At 74.2% G+C, this 14331-nt stretch carries 16 protein-coding genes; 5 read left to right on the forward strand and 11 right to left on the reverse strand.

Annotated elements, in window-relative coordinates; all coding sequences use genetic code 11:
• Window positions 1–155 precede the first annotated feature (155 nt).
• Window positions 156–554, forward strand: coding sequence for a MerR family transcriptional regulator (locus tag V1J52_RS09910; RefSeq protein WP_330139275.1), 399 nt, complete (start codon window positions 156–158; stop codon window positions 552–554).
• Between the two features lie 72 nt (window positions 555–626).
• Here the strand turns inward: V1J52_RS09910 and V1J52_RS09915 are convergent, their stop codons facing one another.
• Entirely contained in the window at window positions 627–1064 is a 438-nt protein-coding gene (locus V1J52_RS09915) for a MarR family winged helix-turn-helix transcriptional regulator (protein ID WP_330139276.1), read from the reverse strand.
• Window positions 1065–1162: 98 nt separating this feature from the next.
• Here V1J52_RS09915 and V1J52_RS09920 point away from each other — a divergent pair, with 98 nt between their 5' ends.
• Complete coding sequence (locus tag V1J52_RS09920; RefSeq protein WP_330139277.1) at window positions 1163–2179, forward strand: NADP-dependent oxidoreductase; 1017 nt, start codon at window positions 1163–1165, stop codon at window positions 2177–2179.
• 88 nt (window positions 2180–2267) lie between these two features.
• The gene (locus V1J52_RS09925; protein WP_330139278.1) at window positions 2268–2693 is read left to right on the forward strand and encodes an organic hydroperoxide resistance protein; all 426 of its coding nucleotides are present in this window, start codon (window positions 2268–2270) and stop codon (window positions 2691–2693) included.
• A gap of 85 nt (window positions 2694–2778) precedes the next feature.
• Here V1J52_RS09925 and V1J52_RS09930 read toward each other — a convergent pair whose 3' ends face one another.
• Both V1J52_RS09930 and V1J52_RS09935 read right to left on the reverse strand, forming a co-directional pair.
• Window positions 2779–3798, reverse strand: a complete 1020-nt coding sequence (locus V1J52_RS09930; RefSeq protein WP_330139279.1) for a zinc-dependent alcohol dehydrogenase — start codon at window positions 3796–3798, stop codon at window positions 2779–2781.
• Window positions 3799–3906: 108 nt separating this feature from the next.
• Window positions 3907–4812 (reverse strand): SGNH/GDSL hydrolase family protein, encoded by a 906-nt coding sequence (locus tag V1J52_RS09935; RefSeq protein WP_330139280.1) that lies wholly within the window; start codon window positions 4810–4812, stop codon window positions 3907–3909.
• 325 nt (window positions 4813–5137) lie between these two features.
• Here V1J52_RS09935 and V1J52_RS09940 point away from each other — a divergent pair, with 325 nt between their 5' ends.
• Window positions 5138–5632 carry a DUF3145 domain-containing protein gene (locus V1J52_RS09940; RefSeq protein WP_330139281.1) on the forward strand — a complete coding sequence of 165 codons (495 nt, stop codon included), beginning with the start codon at window positions 5138–5140 and terminating at the stop codon, window positions 5630–5632.
• Between the two features lie 105 nt (window positions 5633–5737).
• Here the strand turns inward: V1J52_RS09940 and fabF are convergent, their stop codons facing one another.
• The 5 genes from fabF to V1J52_RS09965 all read right to left on the reverse strand — a co-directional run bounded on the left by fabF (window position 5738) and on the right by V1J52_RS09965 (window position 10691).
• Window positions 5738–7003, reverse strand: a complete 1266-nt coding sequence (gene fabF / locus V1J52_RS09945) for a beta-ketoacyl-ACP synthase II (protein WP_330139282.1) — start codon at window positions 7001–7003, stop codon at window positions 5738–5740.
• Window positions 7004–7087: 84 nt separating this feature from the next.
• Window positions 7088–7336: an acyl carrier protein gene (locus tag V1J52_RS09950; RefSeq protein WP_330139283.1), complete on the reverse strand. Its 249-nt coding sequence runs from the start codon at window positions 7334–7336 to the stop codon at window positions 7088–7090.
• Window positions 7337–7410: 74 nt separating this feature from the next.
• Entirely contained in the window at window positions 7411–8415 is a 1005-nt protein-coding gene (locus V1J52_RS09955; RefSeq protein ID WP_330139284.1) for a ketoacyl-ACP synthase III, read from the reverse strand.
• 13 nt (window positions 8416–8428) lie between these two features.
• Entirely contained in the window at window positions 8429–9358 is a 930-nt protein-coding gene (locus V1J52_RS09960; RefSeq protein ID WP_330139285.1) for an ACP S-malonyltransferase, read from the reverse strand.
• 94 nt (window positions 9359–9452) lie between these two features.
• Window positions 9453–10691, reverse strand: a complete 1239-nt coding sequence (locus V1J52_RS09965) for a PucR family transcriptional regulator (protein WP_330139286.1) — start codon at window positions 10689–10691, stop codon at window positions 9453–9455.
• A 114-nt stretch (window positions 10692–10805) separates the two neighbouring features.
• Here V1J52_RS09965 and V1J52_RS09970 point away from each other — a divergent pair, with 114 nt between their 5' ends.
• Complete coding sequence (locus tag V1J52_RS09970) at window positions 10806–11519, forward strand: pirin family protein (RefSeq protein ID WP_330139287.1); 714 nt, start codon at window positions 10806–10808, stop codon at window positions 11517–11519.
• A 61-nt stretch (window positions 11520–11580) separates the two neighbouring features.
• Here V1J52_RS09970 and V1J52_RS09975 read toward each other — a convergent pair whose 3' ends face one another.
• From V1J52_RS09975 to V1J52_RS09985, 3 genes are all read right to left on the reverse strand, one after another.
• Window positions 11581–12396 (reverse strand): serine hydrolase domain-containing protein, encoded by an 816-nt coding sequence (locus V1J52_RS09975; protein ID WP_330139288.1) that lies wholly within the window; start codon window positions 12394–12396, stop codon window positions 11581–11583.
• Window positions 12397–12579: 183 nt separating this feature from the next.
• Window positions 12580–13479 (reverse strand): DUF4429 domain-containing protein, encoded by a 900-nt coding sequence (locus V1J52_RS09980; protein WP_330139289.1) that lies wholly within the window; start codon window positions 13477–13479, stop codon window positions 12580–12582.
• 136 nt (window positions 13480–13615) lie between these two features.
• Window positions 13616–14269 carry a TetR/AcrR family transcriptional regulator gene (locus V1J52_RS09985; RefSeq protein WP_330139290.1) on the reverse strand — a complete coding sequence of 218 codons (654 nt, stop codon included), beginning with the start codon at window positions 14267–14269 and terminating at the stop codon, window positions 13616–13618.
• Window positions 14270–14331: the final 62 nt, after the last annotated feature.

Raw genomic sequence — 14331 nt, forward strand, 5'->3', positions numbered from 1 at the left:
GCCCGCCCCGGGACGGCTCCCCGCCCGCCGGGCCGGGGCTGCGCCCGGGGGCGCGGACGACGGGCTCGGCCTGGTGATCCCCGCACCCGTATCGTGAACCTCCCGTGGGAGGCCACGGGCGCGGACGGGCGGACGAGTGAGGAGAGCGGCGGGCGATGGCGGAGGGGCACATGCAGATCGGTGAGGTGGCCGACCGGACCGGTCTGTCGTTGCGCACGATCCGCCACTACGAGGACGTGGGGCTCGTCACGCCGTCCGCGCGCAGCAAGGGCGGTTTCCGGCTCTACACCGAGGCCGACGTCGAACGGCTGATGGTGGTGCGGCGGATGAAGCCGCTCGACTTCTCGCTGGAGGAGATGCGCGACCTCCTCGCGGCCACCGACGCCCTCACCTCCGCCGGCACCCCGCCGGGGCCGGAGCGCGAACGGCTGCGGGAGCGGCTGGCCGCCTACCGGGAGGCGGCCGAGTCCCGCTGCGAGACCCTGCGCGCCCAGCTCCACGCCGCCGAGGACTTCGCCCAGACCCTCCGCCGCCACCTCGACGCGGACACCTGACGACGGAACTCCGGCGCCCGGCAGCGGGCGCCGGACGCCTGCCCGGGGAGGCCGGTGCCCGCCGGAGGCCGCTCAGGGCGCTCCGAGCATGCCGCGCAGCAGGTCCCGCAGGACGGCGCGGTCGGCGTCGGAGAGCCGGGCGAGCGGTTCGCGGGCGAAGTCGCCGAGCGAGTCCCGCAGGGCGGCCGCCGTGCGCAGCCCCTCGTCCGTCGCGGCTGCCAGCTTCACCCGGCGGTCGCCCGGGTCGGGGCGCCGCTCGGCGAGCCCGCGCGCCTCCAGCCGGTCGACGATGCCGGTGACGTTGGACGGCTCGCACTTGAGCCGCTGCGCGACCTGGCGCATCGGCGTCGGCCCGTAGGCGAGCAGGGCGAGCACCCGTGCCTGGGCTCCGGTCAGCGCGTGGCCGGCCGCGGCCCGGTCGTACTCCTCGTGGTACCGGCCCACGACCTCGCCGAGCAGCTCGACCACCTCGCAGGTGAGGGCATCGGCACGGGTCGTTCGGGACGTCATGCGACACAGCATAGCGATTTACTTGACAATATGAAACATCGAGGTGCAGGGTCGTTTCAGCTACTGAAGTAAACGCCGTCCCGCTACGAGGAGCTGAGATGACCCTGCCCACGACCGGTCGCGCCTGGCACCTGACCGCACGCCCGGACGGCTGGCCGACGCCCGACGACTTCGCCCTGCGCGAGGAGCCCGTCCAGGCCCCGGCCGCCGGGCAGGTCCTGGTGCGGAACCTGTGGATGTCCGTGGACCCGTACATGCGCGGCCGGATGAACGACGTGAAGTCCTACATCCCGCCGTTCCAGCTCGACCGGCCGATGGACGGCGCCGCCGTCGGCGTCGTGGTGGCCTCCGAGGCGGACGGCTTCGCCCCCGGCGACCACGTCTCGCACGCGCTGGGCTGGCGCGAGTACGCGACGCTGGAGGCCCGGCACGCCCAGAAGGTCTCCGCGGACCTGGCACCGCTCAGCGCCTACCTCGGCGTGCTCGGCATGCCCGGCCTCACCGCCTACGCCGGGCTGCTGGACGTCGCCTCCTTCAAGGAGGGGGACGCCGTCTTCGTCTCCGGCGCGGCCGGGGCCGTCGGCAGCCAGGTCGGCCAGATCGCCCGCATCAAGGGTGCCTCGCGCGTCATCGGCAGCGCCGGCTCGGCGGAGAAGGTCAAGCTGCTCACCGAGGAGTACGGCTTCGACGCCGCCTTCAACTACAAGGACGGCCCGGTCGCCGAGCAGCTCCGCGCCGCCGCACCCGACGGCATCGACGTCTACTTCGACAACGTCGGCGGCGACCACCTCGAAGCCGCCATCGGCGCGCTCAACGTGCACGGCCGCGCCACCCTCTGCGGCATGATCGCCGGGTACAACGACACCGAGCCGGCGCCCGGACCGAAGAACCTCATGCTCGCCATCGGCAAGCGGCTCCGGCTGACGGGCATGCTCGTCAACGACCACCAGGCCCTCCAGCCCCGGTTCGTCGAGGAGACGGCCGGCTGGCTGCGCTCCGGCGAGCTGAAGTTCCACGAGACGACCGCCGAGGGCATCGAGAGCGCCGTGGACGCCTTCCTCGGCATGCTGCGCGGCCGCAACACCGGGAAGATGGTCGTCCGTCTCGGCGAGTGAGGCCCGTCCCCACCCGACTACACTCGGGCGCGCCGGAGGGGTCGTGGGCGCGAGCCCCCCGGCGCGCTTCCCCACCAGGAGGATTCACATGACCATCCAGACCGTAGACGTCCTGTACACCGCGGTGGCCACCGCCGAGAACGGCCGGGACGGCAGGGTCGCCAGCGACGACGGCAATCTCGACGTCGTCGTCAACCCGCCCAAGGAGATGGGCGGCAGCGGGGCGGGCACCAACCCCGAACAGCTCTTCGCCGCCGGGTACAGCGCCTGCTTCCAGGGCGCGCTCGGCGTCGTCGCGCGCAAGGAGGGGGCCGACGTCTCGGGCGCGACGGTCACCGCCGAGGTCGGCATCGGCAAGACGCCGGAAGGCGGCTTCGGCCTGAAGGTCGCCATCGTGGCGAAGATCCCGAACGTGGACGAGGCCACCGCCCGTGACCTCGTGGAGAAGGCCCACCAGGTGTGCCCCTACTCCAACGCCACGCGCGGCAACATCGAGGTCACGCTCTCCGTCTGACGCGACGACCCTCCGCGAAGGCCGCCCGGCACCCCGCCGCGGCGGCCTTCGCCACGTCGTACGTTCCGCCCGGGGCCGCCCCGGCTCACGGCCGCAGCAGCACCTTGCCCGACTCGGGGGCGTCGTCCGCCACCAGGGCGACGGCCGCGTCGAACTCCTCCAGCGCGAACTCGTGGCTGACCAGGGGCGCCAGGTCCAGCAGCCCGGCCCGGTAGACCCGGACCACGTGCGCCCAGGCCGCCGGCGGGGCGCCGGACACCGAGCGCACGGTGAGCTGGCCGCGCGTCAGGACGGCCGGGTCGATGCCCCGTGCGCCGGTGCCGAACATGCCGGTCAGCACCACGCGGGCACCGCGCCTGGCCAGCAGGCAGGCGTCCTGCGCGGTGCCGGGGGCCCCCGCCGTCTCCACGACCACGTCCCACCGCCCCCGCTCCCGTTCCGCGTCCTGCGGGTGCAGCGCGACGTGGGCGCCCAGGCGCAGCGCGTGCTCCGCGCGGCGCACCCGCGGCTCGACCACCAGCAGGGCGGCGGGGGAGTAGGCCGCCAGGAGCTGTACGGCCAGCAGCCCGGACGTCCCGGCCCCGACCACCGCGACGCGTTCCCCGGTCACCGGGCGGGCGGCGAGGACGGCGGCGGTGACGATGGCCGCCGGTTCGAGCAGGGCGGCGGCCCGCAGGTCGGCGTCGTCGTCCAGGAGGTGCAGCAGCCGGGCGGGCAGCGTCAGGACGTCGGCGAACGCCCCGGGCCGGGTGAAACCCGTCTCGTCGTAGCCGCGTTCGCACAGGCTCGTGGCGCCCTCCCGGCAGCGGGGGCAGACCAGGCAGCCCCGGAAGCCCTCGCCGACGACCTTCCGACCGACCAGATGACGCGCGACGCCCTCACCGACCTCCTCCACCGTGCCCGACCACTCGTGGCCCGGGGTGACGGGGTAGCGCACGAACCCCCCGGGGCGGCTGCCGTCGTACACCGCGCAGTCGCTCGCGCACACCCCGGCGGCGTGCACCGCCACCCGGGCCTCCCCGGGCCCCGGTAAGGCGGCCGGCCCGCTCACCAGCCGGTGCGCCCCCGGCTTGTCGACGACGACGGCACGGACGGTTCTGGTCACGGCGGGCTTCCTCGCTGTCGGCCACGGGCTGTCCGGCGCATTCTGCCCGCGCCGCCCGGCGGGCACGAACGGGGCGGAAACGTTCCAGCCGCCCGGGAGCCGTCCCCGTCAGGGCGCCTGGGGCGCGGTCACGTGCCGGAAGGCCAGCTCGGCGAGGACCCGCTGACCGCTCCGGCTCGGGTGGAACCAGTCCCAGGGGCTCAGCTCCTCGGCGGAGAACCGGTAGTCGTGCACCGCCCCGCCGTCGTGGCGGCAGTGCTCGTCGGCCGCGCAGACCTCCCGCAGCACCGTGTTGTACTCGTCCACCCGCTCCGCGACCCGCTCGCGCCGCTCGGCCGCGGTGGGGTCCACGGCGGCGGGGTCGCGCAGCATCGACGGGCAGATGCCGAGCTGCCAGACCCGGGCGGCCACGACGCTCTCCCGGCCCACCGACCACAGCCGCATGAGGTCGGGGACGCTGGCCACGTAGACCTGGGTGTCCGGCGCCTCGCGCCGCAGCGTCTCCATCGCCTCGGTGAAGTCCGCCCGGAACTGCTCCGTCGGGGTCATCCGCGCCACGCTGGCACCGCAGGCGTCGTTGGCCCCGATGAGCACGGTGACGAGCGCCGGGTCGTGCGCGGCGGCCCGGGCCGCCTGTTCCGGCAGGTCGGCCATCTTCGCTCCGGCCGCGGCGTGGTTCCAGACGCGTCCGGACGGGTCGCCCAGCAGGCGGTCGGCGAGGCTGTCCACCTCCGGGGCCGTACCGGTGGCCCAGGACGCCTCGGGGCAGTCCGCGAGCAGGGAGCAGGTGTCGAAGCCGGTGGTGATGGAGTCGCCGATCGCGGCGACGGAGTCGGGGCTGGTGTCCCAGTCGGACGCGGGGGACGGCGCGGGCCGGGCGGACGCCGCGGCGTCCCCCGCGCCGGGCGCGTCCCCGTCCCCGCCGCCGGAGCACGCCGCGGCGGTGGCGAGTGCCAGGGCCGCGGCGACGCCGGCTGCGGTACGCCGTCCGCGTGACCGTCCCTTGACGCCCATGCCGTCTCCTTCGCTCCGCCGCGGGGCCGTCCGCCGTCCCCGCCCCGACGGTACGTGATGCGCCGGGGCCGTGGTGGGGCCGTGGGAGCCCGTCCGCGCGCCCCCGCGTTCCGGGGCCGCGCCGCGACACTTACGGCACGTCATGTGACGCCCCTTTTGAGGAGAATGACCGCGAATGGTGTTTACTGTTCGTAACTCAGAAGCTGGTGGACAAGGTGCTGATGGGGAACAATGTCCAGGACCGGCCAGGCACCGACCGGCGCTTGACCGGAAGCGACGCGAGGCCGTCGGCAGCGGCCGGCCTCGATCCGCACGGGAGGTCCCGGTGACGACACGTGGCGTTCTGTTCGTGCACTCCGCGCCGCGCGCGCTGTGCCCGCACGTCGAATGGGCGGTGGCGGGTGTGCTGGGCACCCGCGTCAGCCTCGACTGGATCAAACAGCCCGCCTCGCCCGGTACCTGGCGCGCGGAGCTGTCCTGGCAGGGCGATCCGAGCATGGCCTCCAAACTGGCCTCGGCCCTGCGCGGCTGGCGCCTGCTGCGCTTCGAGGTGACGGCCGAGCCCTGCCCCACCGCCGAGGGCGAACGCTACAGCTCCACCCCCCGGCTGGGCGTCTTCCACGCGGTCACCGGCATGCACGGCGACATCCTGATCCCCGAGGACCGGCTGCGCGCCGCCATGGAACGCGCCGCGCACGGCGAGACGGACCTGGCCGCCGAGGTCGCCCGGCTGCTCGGCAAGCCCTGGGACGACGAGCTGGAGCCCTTCCGCTACGCGGGTGAGGGCGCCCCCGTCCGCTGGCTGCACCAGGTCGTCTGACCCCCGTACGAGTGAGGCTGCCCCAGGGAGGACCCGGGGCAGCCTTTACTCCTGTCGTGCGCGTGGGCGGACGCCTGTCGTGCGCGCGCCCGTCACGCCCGCGTCTCAGACGCTGCGGAAGGCCAGCACCACGTTGTGGCCGCCGAAGCCGAACGAGTTGTTGATCGCCGCGATCGTGCCCTCGGGCAGGGCGCGGGCCTCGCCGCGCACGACGTCCGCGTCCACCTCCGGGTCCAGCTCGTCCACGTTGACCGTCGGCGGGGCGAGGCGGTGGTGCAGCGCGAGGACGGTGGCCACCGTCTCGACGCCGCCCGCGCCGCCCAGCAGGTGCCCGGTCATGGACTTGGTGGCGGAGACCGCCACGTGGTCCAGGTCGTCGCCCAGGACCTGGCGCAGCGCCTTGACCTCGGCGACGTCGCCCAGCGGGGTCGAGGTGGCGTGCGCGTTGAGGTGCGTCACCTGCTCGGCCTTGAGGTCGGTGGTCTCCAGCACGTTCCGCAGGGCGGCGGCGATGCCGCGCCCGGTGGGCTCGGGCTGGGCGATGTGGTGGCTGTCGGCCGACAGCCCCTGGCCCAGCACCTCGCAGTACGTCCGCGCGCCCCGGCGCGCGGCGTGCTCCGCCGACTCCAGGATCACCACGCCGGAGCCCTCGCCGAGCACGAACCCGTCCCGGGCGGTGTCGTAGGGGCGGGACGCGCTCGTGGGCGCGTCGTTGTTCTTGGACATGGCCATCATCGACGCGAACGCCGCGATGGGCAGCGGGTGGACGGCCGCCTCGGTACCACCGGCCACCACCACGTCGGCACGGCCGGAGCGGATCATCTCCACGGCGTAGCCGATGGCCTCGGCGCCCGAGGCGCACGCGCTCACCGGCGAGTGCACGCCCGCCTGCGCGTTGACCTCCAGGCCGACGTTGGCCGACGGGCTGTTGGGCATGAGCATCGGCACGGTGTGCGGGGAGACGCGGCGGGCGCCCTTCTCCTTCAGCACGTCGTACTGGTCGAGCAGCGTGATGACGCCGCCGATGCCGGAGGCGATGACGGCGCCGAGCCGGACGGGGTCGACGTCCGCCTCCGGCTCGCCGGCCCGGCCGGTGAAACCGGCGTCGGCCCACGCCTCACGGGCCGCGATCAGCGCGAACTGCGCCGAACGGTCCAGCTTGCGGGCCAGCGGGCGGGGCAGAACCTCGGACGGGTCCACCGCCGCGCGGGCGGCGATGCGGACGGGCAGCTCGGCCGCCCAGTCCGCGTCCAGGGCGGAGATGCCCGACCGTCCGGCGGTCAGGCCCTCCCACGTCGATGCGCTGTCGCCACCCAGCGGTGTGGTTGCGCCGATACCGGTGACGACCACGGTGCGGTTGGTCGCGTTCACGGAATTCCTGTCTCCACGGGTAGAGGGTGTCGGCCTGGCCACCTGGTGTGCCGGGTGGCGACAACGGCTCTCGGGGAGCTGGGGTCAGCTCTGGTGCTGCACGATGTAGTTGACGGCGTCACCGACGGTCTTCAGCGACTTGACGTCGTCGTCCGGGATCTTCACGTCGAAGCGCTCCTCGGCGGCGACCACGACCTCGACCATGGACAGCGAGTCGACGTCCAGGTCGTCGGTGAAGGACTTGTCGAGCTGGACGTCCTCCTCGGGGATGCCGGCGATCTCGTTGACGATCTCGGCGAGACCCTTCAGGATCTCTTCCTGCGTGGCGGCCATGTGGCGCTCCTTAATAACGGTGGTGCGTTGTGAGTGGACGGCCGGCCGGCCGGTCGGGCCGGTCCGGTAACCGACTAGGGGAGAGTAACGACCGTCGCCGCGTACACGAGACCCGCCCCGAAGCCGATGACGAGCGCCGTGTCGCCGCTCCTGGCCTGGCCGGTCGCCAGCAGCCGCTCCATGGCCAGCGGGATGGAGGCGGCCGAGGTGTTGCCGGTGGTCTCCACGTCGCGGGCGACGGTGACGTGCTCCGGCAGCTTGAGGGTCTTGGCCAGCGAGTCGATGATCCGCATGTTGGCCTGGTGCGGGATGAAGACGTCCAGGTCCGCGGGGCTGACCCCGGCGGCGGCCAGGGCCTCCCCGGCGACCTTGGCCATCTCGTAGACCGCCCAGCGGAACACCGTCTGGCCGTCCTGGCGCAGGGCCGGGAACTTCTCCGGACGCCCGTCCCGGTACTCCTCCCACCCGGCGGTCTGGCCGATCGCGTCGGCCTTGTCGCCCTCCGAGCCCCAGACCGTGGGGCCGATCGCGGGCTCCTCGGACGGCCCGACGATCACCGCGCCGGCGCCGTCGCCGAACAGGAAGGCGGTGGACCGGTCGGTCAGGTCGGTCAGGTCGGACAGCCGCTCCACGCCCACGACGAGGACGTGGCGCGCGCTGCCCTCGCTGATCAGGCCCTTGGCGATCGTCAGTCCGTAGCCGAAGCCGGCGCAGGCGGCGGAGATGTCGAACGCGGCGGCCTTGCCCGCACCGAGCCGGTGGGCGATCTCGGTGGCGATCGACGGCGTCTGCCGGAAGTGCGAGACGGTGGAGATGATCACCGCGTCGATCTGGTCCGGGGTGAGGCCCGCGTCCGCGACGGCCTTGCCCGCGGCGGACAGCGTCATCTCGGCGACCGTCTCGTCCGGGCCCGCCCAGTGCCGGGCGGTGATGCCCGAACGGGAGCGAATCCACTCGTCCGAGGAGTCGATGTGCTTGAGGATCTCCTCGTTGGGGACGACCCGGGTCGGGCGGTAACCGCCGACGCCGAGGACACGCGCGTACGGTGAGCCCTTGGCGGGCTGGATCTTCGCGGGCATGGACTCGGGGCTCCTATTCGGCAGTGCCGTGCTCGGCGATCAGCTCACGGGCCGCGTCGAGGTCGGCGGGGGTCTTGAGCGCGAGGGTCTTCACTCCCGGCATGCCGCGCTTGGCCAGCCCGGTGAGCGTCCCGCCGGGGCAGACCTCGATCAGCGCGGTGACGCCGAGGCGCCGGAAGGTCTCCATGCACAGGTCCCAGCGGACGGGGCTGGCGACCTGGCCCACGAGCCGGCGCACGAACGCGCGCCCGTCCCCGACCACGTCCCCGTCCTTGTTGGAGACCAGCCGGACGTCCGGCTCACCCACCGGCACGTCCGCGACGGCCGTCTCCAGGGCGCTCACCGCGGGGGCCATGTGGTGCGTGTGGAAGGCGCCCGCCACCTTCAGCGGGATGACGCGGGCCTTCTCGGGTTTGTCCGCCGTGAGGGCCGCCAGTTCCTCCGCGGTGCCCGCGGCGACGACCTGGCCCGCGCCGTTGATGTTCGCGGCGGTCAGGCCGAGCTTCTCCAGGTGGGCGAGGACCTGCTCGGGATCGCCGCCGAGCACCGCGGACATGCCGGTCCTGGTGACGGCGGCCGCCTCGGCCATGGCCCGGCCCCGGCGCGCCACGATCGCCATCGCGTCCGCGTCCGAGAGCACACCGGCGGTGGCGGCGGCGGTCAGTTCGCCCACGCTGTGTCCCGCGACGGCACCGACCGGCCCGGTCCCGGAGTCCGCCAGCAGGGCCCGGGTGGAGATCAGACCGGCGGCGACCAGCAGCGGCTGGGCGACGGCCGTGTCGCGGATCTCCTCCGCGTCCGACTCGGTGCCGTGGCGCACGAGGTCGAGTCCGGCGGCCTCGGACCACTGCGTGAGGCGGTCCGTGACACCGGGGAGTTCCAGCCAGGGGTTCAGGAAGCCGGGCGACTGGGCGCCTTGGCCGGGAGCGACGAGTACGAGCACCCTCCCACTCTCTCCTGCCGGCCGACGTCCACGCCGGTGGGGACGGGCACGAAGAACGTTCGGCTGAATTGTGGGAACTGCACAAAGCCGGAGGTCAGGGACGGCCGTGCGGACCGCCATCGGTGAGACGTCCCAGGATGAGCGCGATCCGCAGCGTGAACGCCGAGCGGACGTCCGAGGGCGACCAGCCGGTGACGTCCGTCACACGTCGCAGCCGGTAGCGGACGGTGTTGGGATGCACGAAAAGCATGCGTGCGGCCCCTTCCAGGCTGCTCGCCTGCTCCAGGTAGACGCTCAGCGTCTCCAGCAGCGCGGAGCCCGCCTGACCCAGCGGTCTGTAGATCTCCTCCACCAGCAGCTCGCGGGCAGCGGGATCACCGGCCATCGCCCGCTCGGGCAGCAGATCGTCCGCGAGCACCGGCCGCGGGGCGTCCGGCCAGGCGGCGGACGCGCGCAGCCCGGCCGCCGCGGCCTGGGCCGAGCCGGTCGCGGCCAGCAGGTCGTCCACCACGGGACCCGCCACGACGGGACCGGCCGCGAAGGGGCCGATCAGCGACTTGGCGGCCTTCAGCGGATCGGCCGCGCCGCCCGCGACGACGACCAGCCGGCTGCCCAGCACCCCGGTCAGCACCTGGAGCTTGGCGTAGCGCGAGGCCCGCCGTATCGCCTCCACGGTCAGCTCGCTGTCCCCGTCCGGGGCGTTGCCCAGCACCACGCAGACGTGGTCCGGCGCGTCCCAGCCGAGCGCGGCGGCCCGGGACAGGGTGCCCTCGTCGGCCTCCCCCGACAGGACCGCGTTGACGACCAGCGACTCCAGACGGGCGTCCCAGGCGCCGCGCGCCTCGGCGGCCTGCGCGTACACCTGCGCCGTGGCGAAGGCGATCTCCCGGGCGTAGACGAGCAGCGCCTCGCGCAGCACCGCCTCGTCGCCGGGCGCCGCCACGTCGTCGATGGCGGCCTCCACGACCTCGATGGTCGTGCGGACCATCTCCACCGTCTGCCGCAGCGTGATCGCCCGGGTCAGCTCCCGCGGCGCGGTGCCGAAGACGTCCGTGCTGATGGCCTGCGGCGCCTCCGGGTGCCGGAACCACTCGGTGAAGGCCGCGATGCCCGCCTGTGCCACCAGGCCGATCCACGACCTGTTCTCCGGCGGCATCGCCCGGTACCAGGAGAGCTGCTCGTCCATCCGCGCGATCGCGGCGGCGGCGAGCTTGCCCGAGGACTGCTGGAGCCGGCGCAGCGTGGCCAGGTGCGGGTGGGCGGTGGGGTGGTCGTCGGGCGAGGGATTCGACGGGGACTCGGCTGGTTCGGGCACGGTACAAGCCTGCCTCATCGCCGTACCGGCCCAGGGCCGGGGGCGCCCGCTGTCACCCCGCGGTGGCGCCGCCCGCACGGGAGCGGGCGGCGTCCGGCCGAAGCGGCGTTCGGACCCCGGTAGGTTGGGCGCATGCTTCAGGTGCGACGGGCCGCGCAGCGGTACCGGGGCGGCGACCCGGCAGCGGGTGTCGACACCCGGCACTCCTTCTCCTTCTCCGGCTTCTACGACCCGCGGAACACCGGCTTCGGCCTCCTCGTGGCCTGCAACGAGGAGACGCTCGCCCCCGGCGCCGGTTTCGCCGAACACCCGCACCGGGACCTGCACATCGTCACCTGGGTCGTGGACGGCGAGCTGACCCACACCGACACCGCCGGGCACGCCACCGTCGTCCGCCCCGGCGACCTCCAGCGGCTCAGCGCGGGCGGCGGGGTGCGGCACACCGAGCGCAACGCCGGGCGCGAGCCGCTGCGGTTCTGGCAGATGTGGCTGGTGCCCGGCACCTTCGGCGGCGTGCCGCGCTACGAGGTGGTGCGCGGCATCCCCGACACCGCCCCCTACGCGCTCGACGGCACGCGGGCCGTGCTGCACGTGCGGCGGCTCGCGCCCGGCGGACGCACGGCGCTGCCGGACGCGCCGTGGAGCCACGTGCAGGTCGTGCGCGGCGGCGTCCGCCTGACGGGGGAGACCCCGGCGGGGCCGGACGGGGTGCGGCCGGGCAGGGCGTGGCTGGAGGCCGGGGACGCCGCCCGGGCCAGCGGGGCCCGGGGTCTCACGGCCACGGCGGGCCCGCAGGGCGCCGAGTGCCTGGTGTGGGAGATGCACGCCGAACCGTCGTACGGCTGACGGCCGCGGCCGTCAGCCCCCGGTGCCGGGCGGCGGGGATGACGGCACGCGGTGCCGGGGCCTAGCCGCGCAGCTCGGCCAGGACCGCGTCGGTGAAGGGCGGCCAGGCGTCGACCGCCCACGGCCCGAAGGACCGGTCCGCCAGGGCCACGCAGGCCGCACCCGCCTCCGGGTCCACCCACAGGAACGTGCCCGCCTGCCCGAAGTGCCCGAAGGTGCGCGCCGAACTGGTGGCGCCCGTCCAGTGCGGGGACTTGCCGCCCCTGATCTCCACGCCCAGCCCCCAGTCGTTGGGCGACTGGTTGCCGTAGCCGGGGAGCACGCCGCGCAGCCCGGGGAACGCCACCTCCGTGGCCCGCGCCAGCGTCTGCGGGGCCAGCAGCCGGGGCGCCAGCAGCTCGGCCGCGAACCGGGTGAGGTCGGCCAGGGTGGAGACGGCGTCCTTGGCCGGGGAGCCGTCCAGCTCGGTGTCCGCCATGCCCAGCGGCTCCAGGACGGCCTGGCGCAGGTAGGAGGGGAACGGGATGTCGGTGACCTTGGCGATGTGGTCGCCCAGCACCTCGAAACCGGTGTTGGAGTACAGCCGCCGGTCCCCGGGCCGGGCCATCGCACGGTGCTCGTCGAACGCCAGCCCCGAGGCGTGGGCCAGCAGGTGGCGCACCGTCGAGCCCTCGGGACCGGCGGGCTCGTCCAGCTCGATCGCGCCCTCCTCGACCGCGAGCAGGGCGGCGTACGCGGCGAGCGGCTTCGTCACCGAGGCCAGCGCGAACCGGTGCCGCGCCGGACCGTGGGTGCCGGCCACCGAGCCGTCGGCGCGCACCACGACCGCCGCCGCCGTCGTGACCGGCCATTCTTCGATCATCCGCAGGCTCTCCATGGCCCCGAGCGTACGGGACGGGCTCTGGTGCCCCTGCCTGAAGTGCGCTCCGGCGCTCCAGCGTTCAGGGCACGACCGTGCCGGCGACCGCACCGGCGGTGGCGCCGCCGCCGGTGCCACCCGGCCGTCCCGGAGTGGGGGCGGGGCGGCCGGGGGGCGGCTCCCGCGTCCGGCCGCAGGGTCCTACAGCTCGGCCAGCAGGTCGGCCTTCTTGACCGAGAACTCCTCGTCCGTGAGCAGCCCGGCGTCGTGCAGGCGGCCCAGGTGGTGGATGCGCTCGGCGATGTCGGCCGGGTCGGCGCGCACCGCGCCCGGTGCGACGCGGGACAGCGCGGCCGTGCCCACCCCGGCGGGCCCGGTGCTGTCCCTGGCCCGCCGTACCGCCCCCAGCACCGCGGCGGCCAGTGGCAGCGACTCGTGCACGATCCCGTAGCCGAGCCCGAAGACCACGGCCGCCGGGTCCTGGTCGGCCTCGCCCGGGGCGGCGTCCCGGCTGTCCGCCCCACGCCGCAGGAGCCGCAGGTAACCGTCGAACACATCGGGGGAGCGCCACTCGACGCCCTCCAGGTCGGTGACGTCGAAGTGCTGGTCGCCGGCCTTCCACTTCGCCGAGGAGGCACCCGTGCGGAACCAGCGGAAGCTCACCGTCGATCCGTCGAAGGCGGCCTTGCCGTCGTACGCCTTGAACTGGAGGGGTGCCTCGGGGGCGGCCACCAGATGCCGTTCGGCCGGGTGCCCGGCGTCCGGGCCGAGCACGGCGCGCAGCTCGCCGGCGTAGTAGTCGGCGAGCGTCTCCCGCTCGGCGGGCAGCACGAGCCGGTAGGGGTCGCTGGCCTCCTTGAGCTGCCCGGCGGCCGCCTCCAGCAGCGGGTCGGCGCCCGGTCTCAGTACCGCGCGCAGCACCAGGGTGCCGCGCCGGGCTCCGGGAGTCAGCTCGACCCCGGCCAGCGCCTCGTAGGGGACACGCCGCTCGCGGAGCACATGGAAGAGCTTCGGTGTGCGCATACCCCGTTCGAAGCGGATGATCACGGAGTCCGTGTCGAACTCCCAGGCGGAGTGCATCCCGGCCAGTACATCACCCATGCGGCCCATCGTATGCGGCTGCTGCCCGCCCGTCCCCCCGTGGCGCACACCGGGCATCATCGCAGTTCAACGGAACCGTAGGAGCCGGTTCCGGATCGTCGGCCGGTCACTCCTCCGCCCCCGGCGCCTGCGGTCGTCACCGCTCCCCGGCGGCCCGGCCCCCGCCGTCCGCACGCCACCCGGTCAGGAGGGCGGGCCCCAGCTCGTCGAGGTAGCACCGCACGCAGTCGCGGGCGCTCTCGACGGTGACCTCCCCGTCCACGCCCCAGCGGTGCATGGCCGTCCGCATCACCGCGGCGAACGCCGCCACCAGGACGCGGGGCCGCGGGTCGGTGTCCGGGTCCAGGCCCTCGCGGGCGGCGATGGTCAGGGTGAGCCGCTCCTCCATCTCCATGGCACGACGCAGGTGCACCTCCACCAGGGAGGGCGTGGTCTCGATGACCCGCCACATGCGCAGGTGCAGCTCCAGCGAGACGACCTCGGCGACGGCCTCACCGATCGAGGCCCAGCCGTCGTCCAGCGCGCCGCGCAGCGCCGCCATCGGCTCCTCGTGCTCCGGGCGTCCCGCCAGCCCGGTCACGAAGCGCTCCTGGATCATCTCCTGAACCGCGAAGACCGTCTCCTCCTTCCCGGCGAAGTAGCGGAAGAAGGTCCGCTGGGAGACGTCCACCGCGGTGGCGATCTGGTCCACGGTCGTCTGCTCGTACCCCTGGTCCACGAACAGTTCGTGTGCGGCACGGATGAGCGCGTCCCGGGTGCGCTGTTTCTTGCGTTCGCGCAGGCCGGTCAACGGCCACCTCCTGTAAGTCCGAGCTGTTCAGCCTACCTGTGAGCAAGGTGACACCCACGGCC

The sequence above is a fragment of the Streptomyces solitudinis genome, assembly GCF_036323765.1.
Lineage (GTDB): Bacteria > Actinomycetota > Actinomycetes > Streptomycetales > Streptomycetaceae > Streptomyces.

Bases quoted from the DNA above. Each gene is read 5' to 3' on its own strand.
- V1J52_RS09910 (WP_330139275.1), top strand. From the start codon at position 156: ATGGCGGAGGGGCACATGCAGATCGGTGAGGTGGCCGACCGGACCGGT.
- V1J52_RS09915 (WP_330139276.1), bottom strand. From the start codon at position 1,064: ATGACGTCCCGAACGACCCGTGCCGATGCCCTCACCTGCGAGGTGGTC.
- V1J52_RS09920 (WP_330139277.1), top strand. From the start codon at position 1,163: ATGACCCTGCCCACGACCGGTCGCGCCTGGCACCTGACCGCACGCCCG.
- V1J52_RS09925 (WP_330139278.1), top strand. From the start codon at position 2,268: ATGACCATCCAGACCGTAGACGTCCTGTACACCGCGGTGGCCACCGCC.
- V1J52_RS09935 (WP_330139280.1), bottom strand. From the start codon at position 4,812: ATGGGCGTCAAGGGACGGTCACGCGGACGGCGTACCGCAGCCGGCGTC.
- V1J52_RS09950 (WP_330139283.1), bottom strand. From the start codon at position 7,336: ATGGCCGCCACGCAGGAAGAGATCCTGAAGGGTCTCGCCGAGATCGTC.
- V1J52_RS09955 (WP_330139284.1), bottom strand. From the start codon at position 8,415: ATGCCCGCGAAGATCCAGCCCGCCAAGGGCTCACCGTACGCGCGTGTC.
- V1J52_RS09965 (WP_330139286.1), bottom strand. From the start codon at position 10,691: ATGAGGCAGGCTTGTACCGTGCCCGAACCAGCCGAGTCCCCGTCGAAT.
- V1J52_RS09970 (WP_330139287.1), top strand. From the start codon at position 10,806: ATGCTTCAGGTGCGACGGGCCGCGCAGCGGTACCGGGGCGGCGACCCG.
- V1J52_RS09975 (WP_330139288.1), bottom strand. From the start codon at position 12,396: ATGGAGAGCCTGCGGATGATCGAAGAATGGCCGGTCACGACGGCGGCG.
- V1J52_RS09980 (WP_330139289.1), bottom strand. From the start codon at position 13,479: ATGGGTGATGTACTGGCCGGGATGCACTCCGCCTGGGAGTTCGACACG.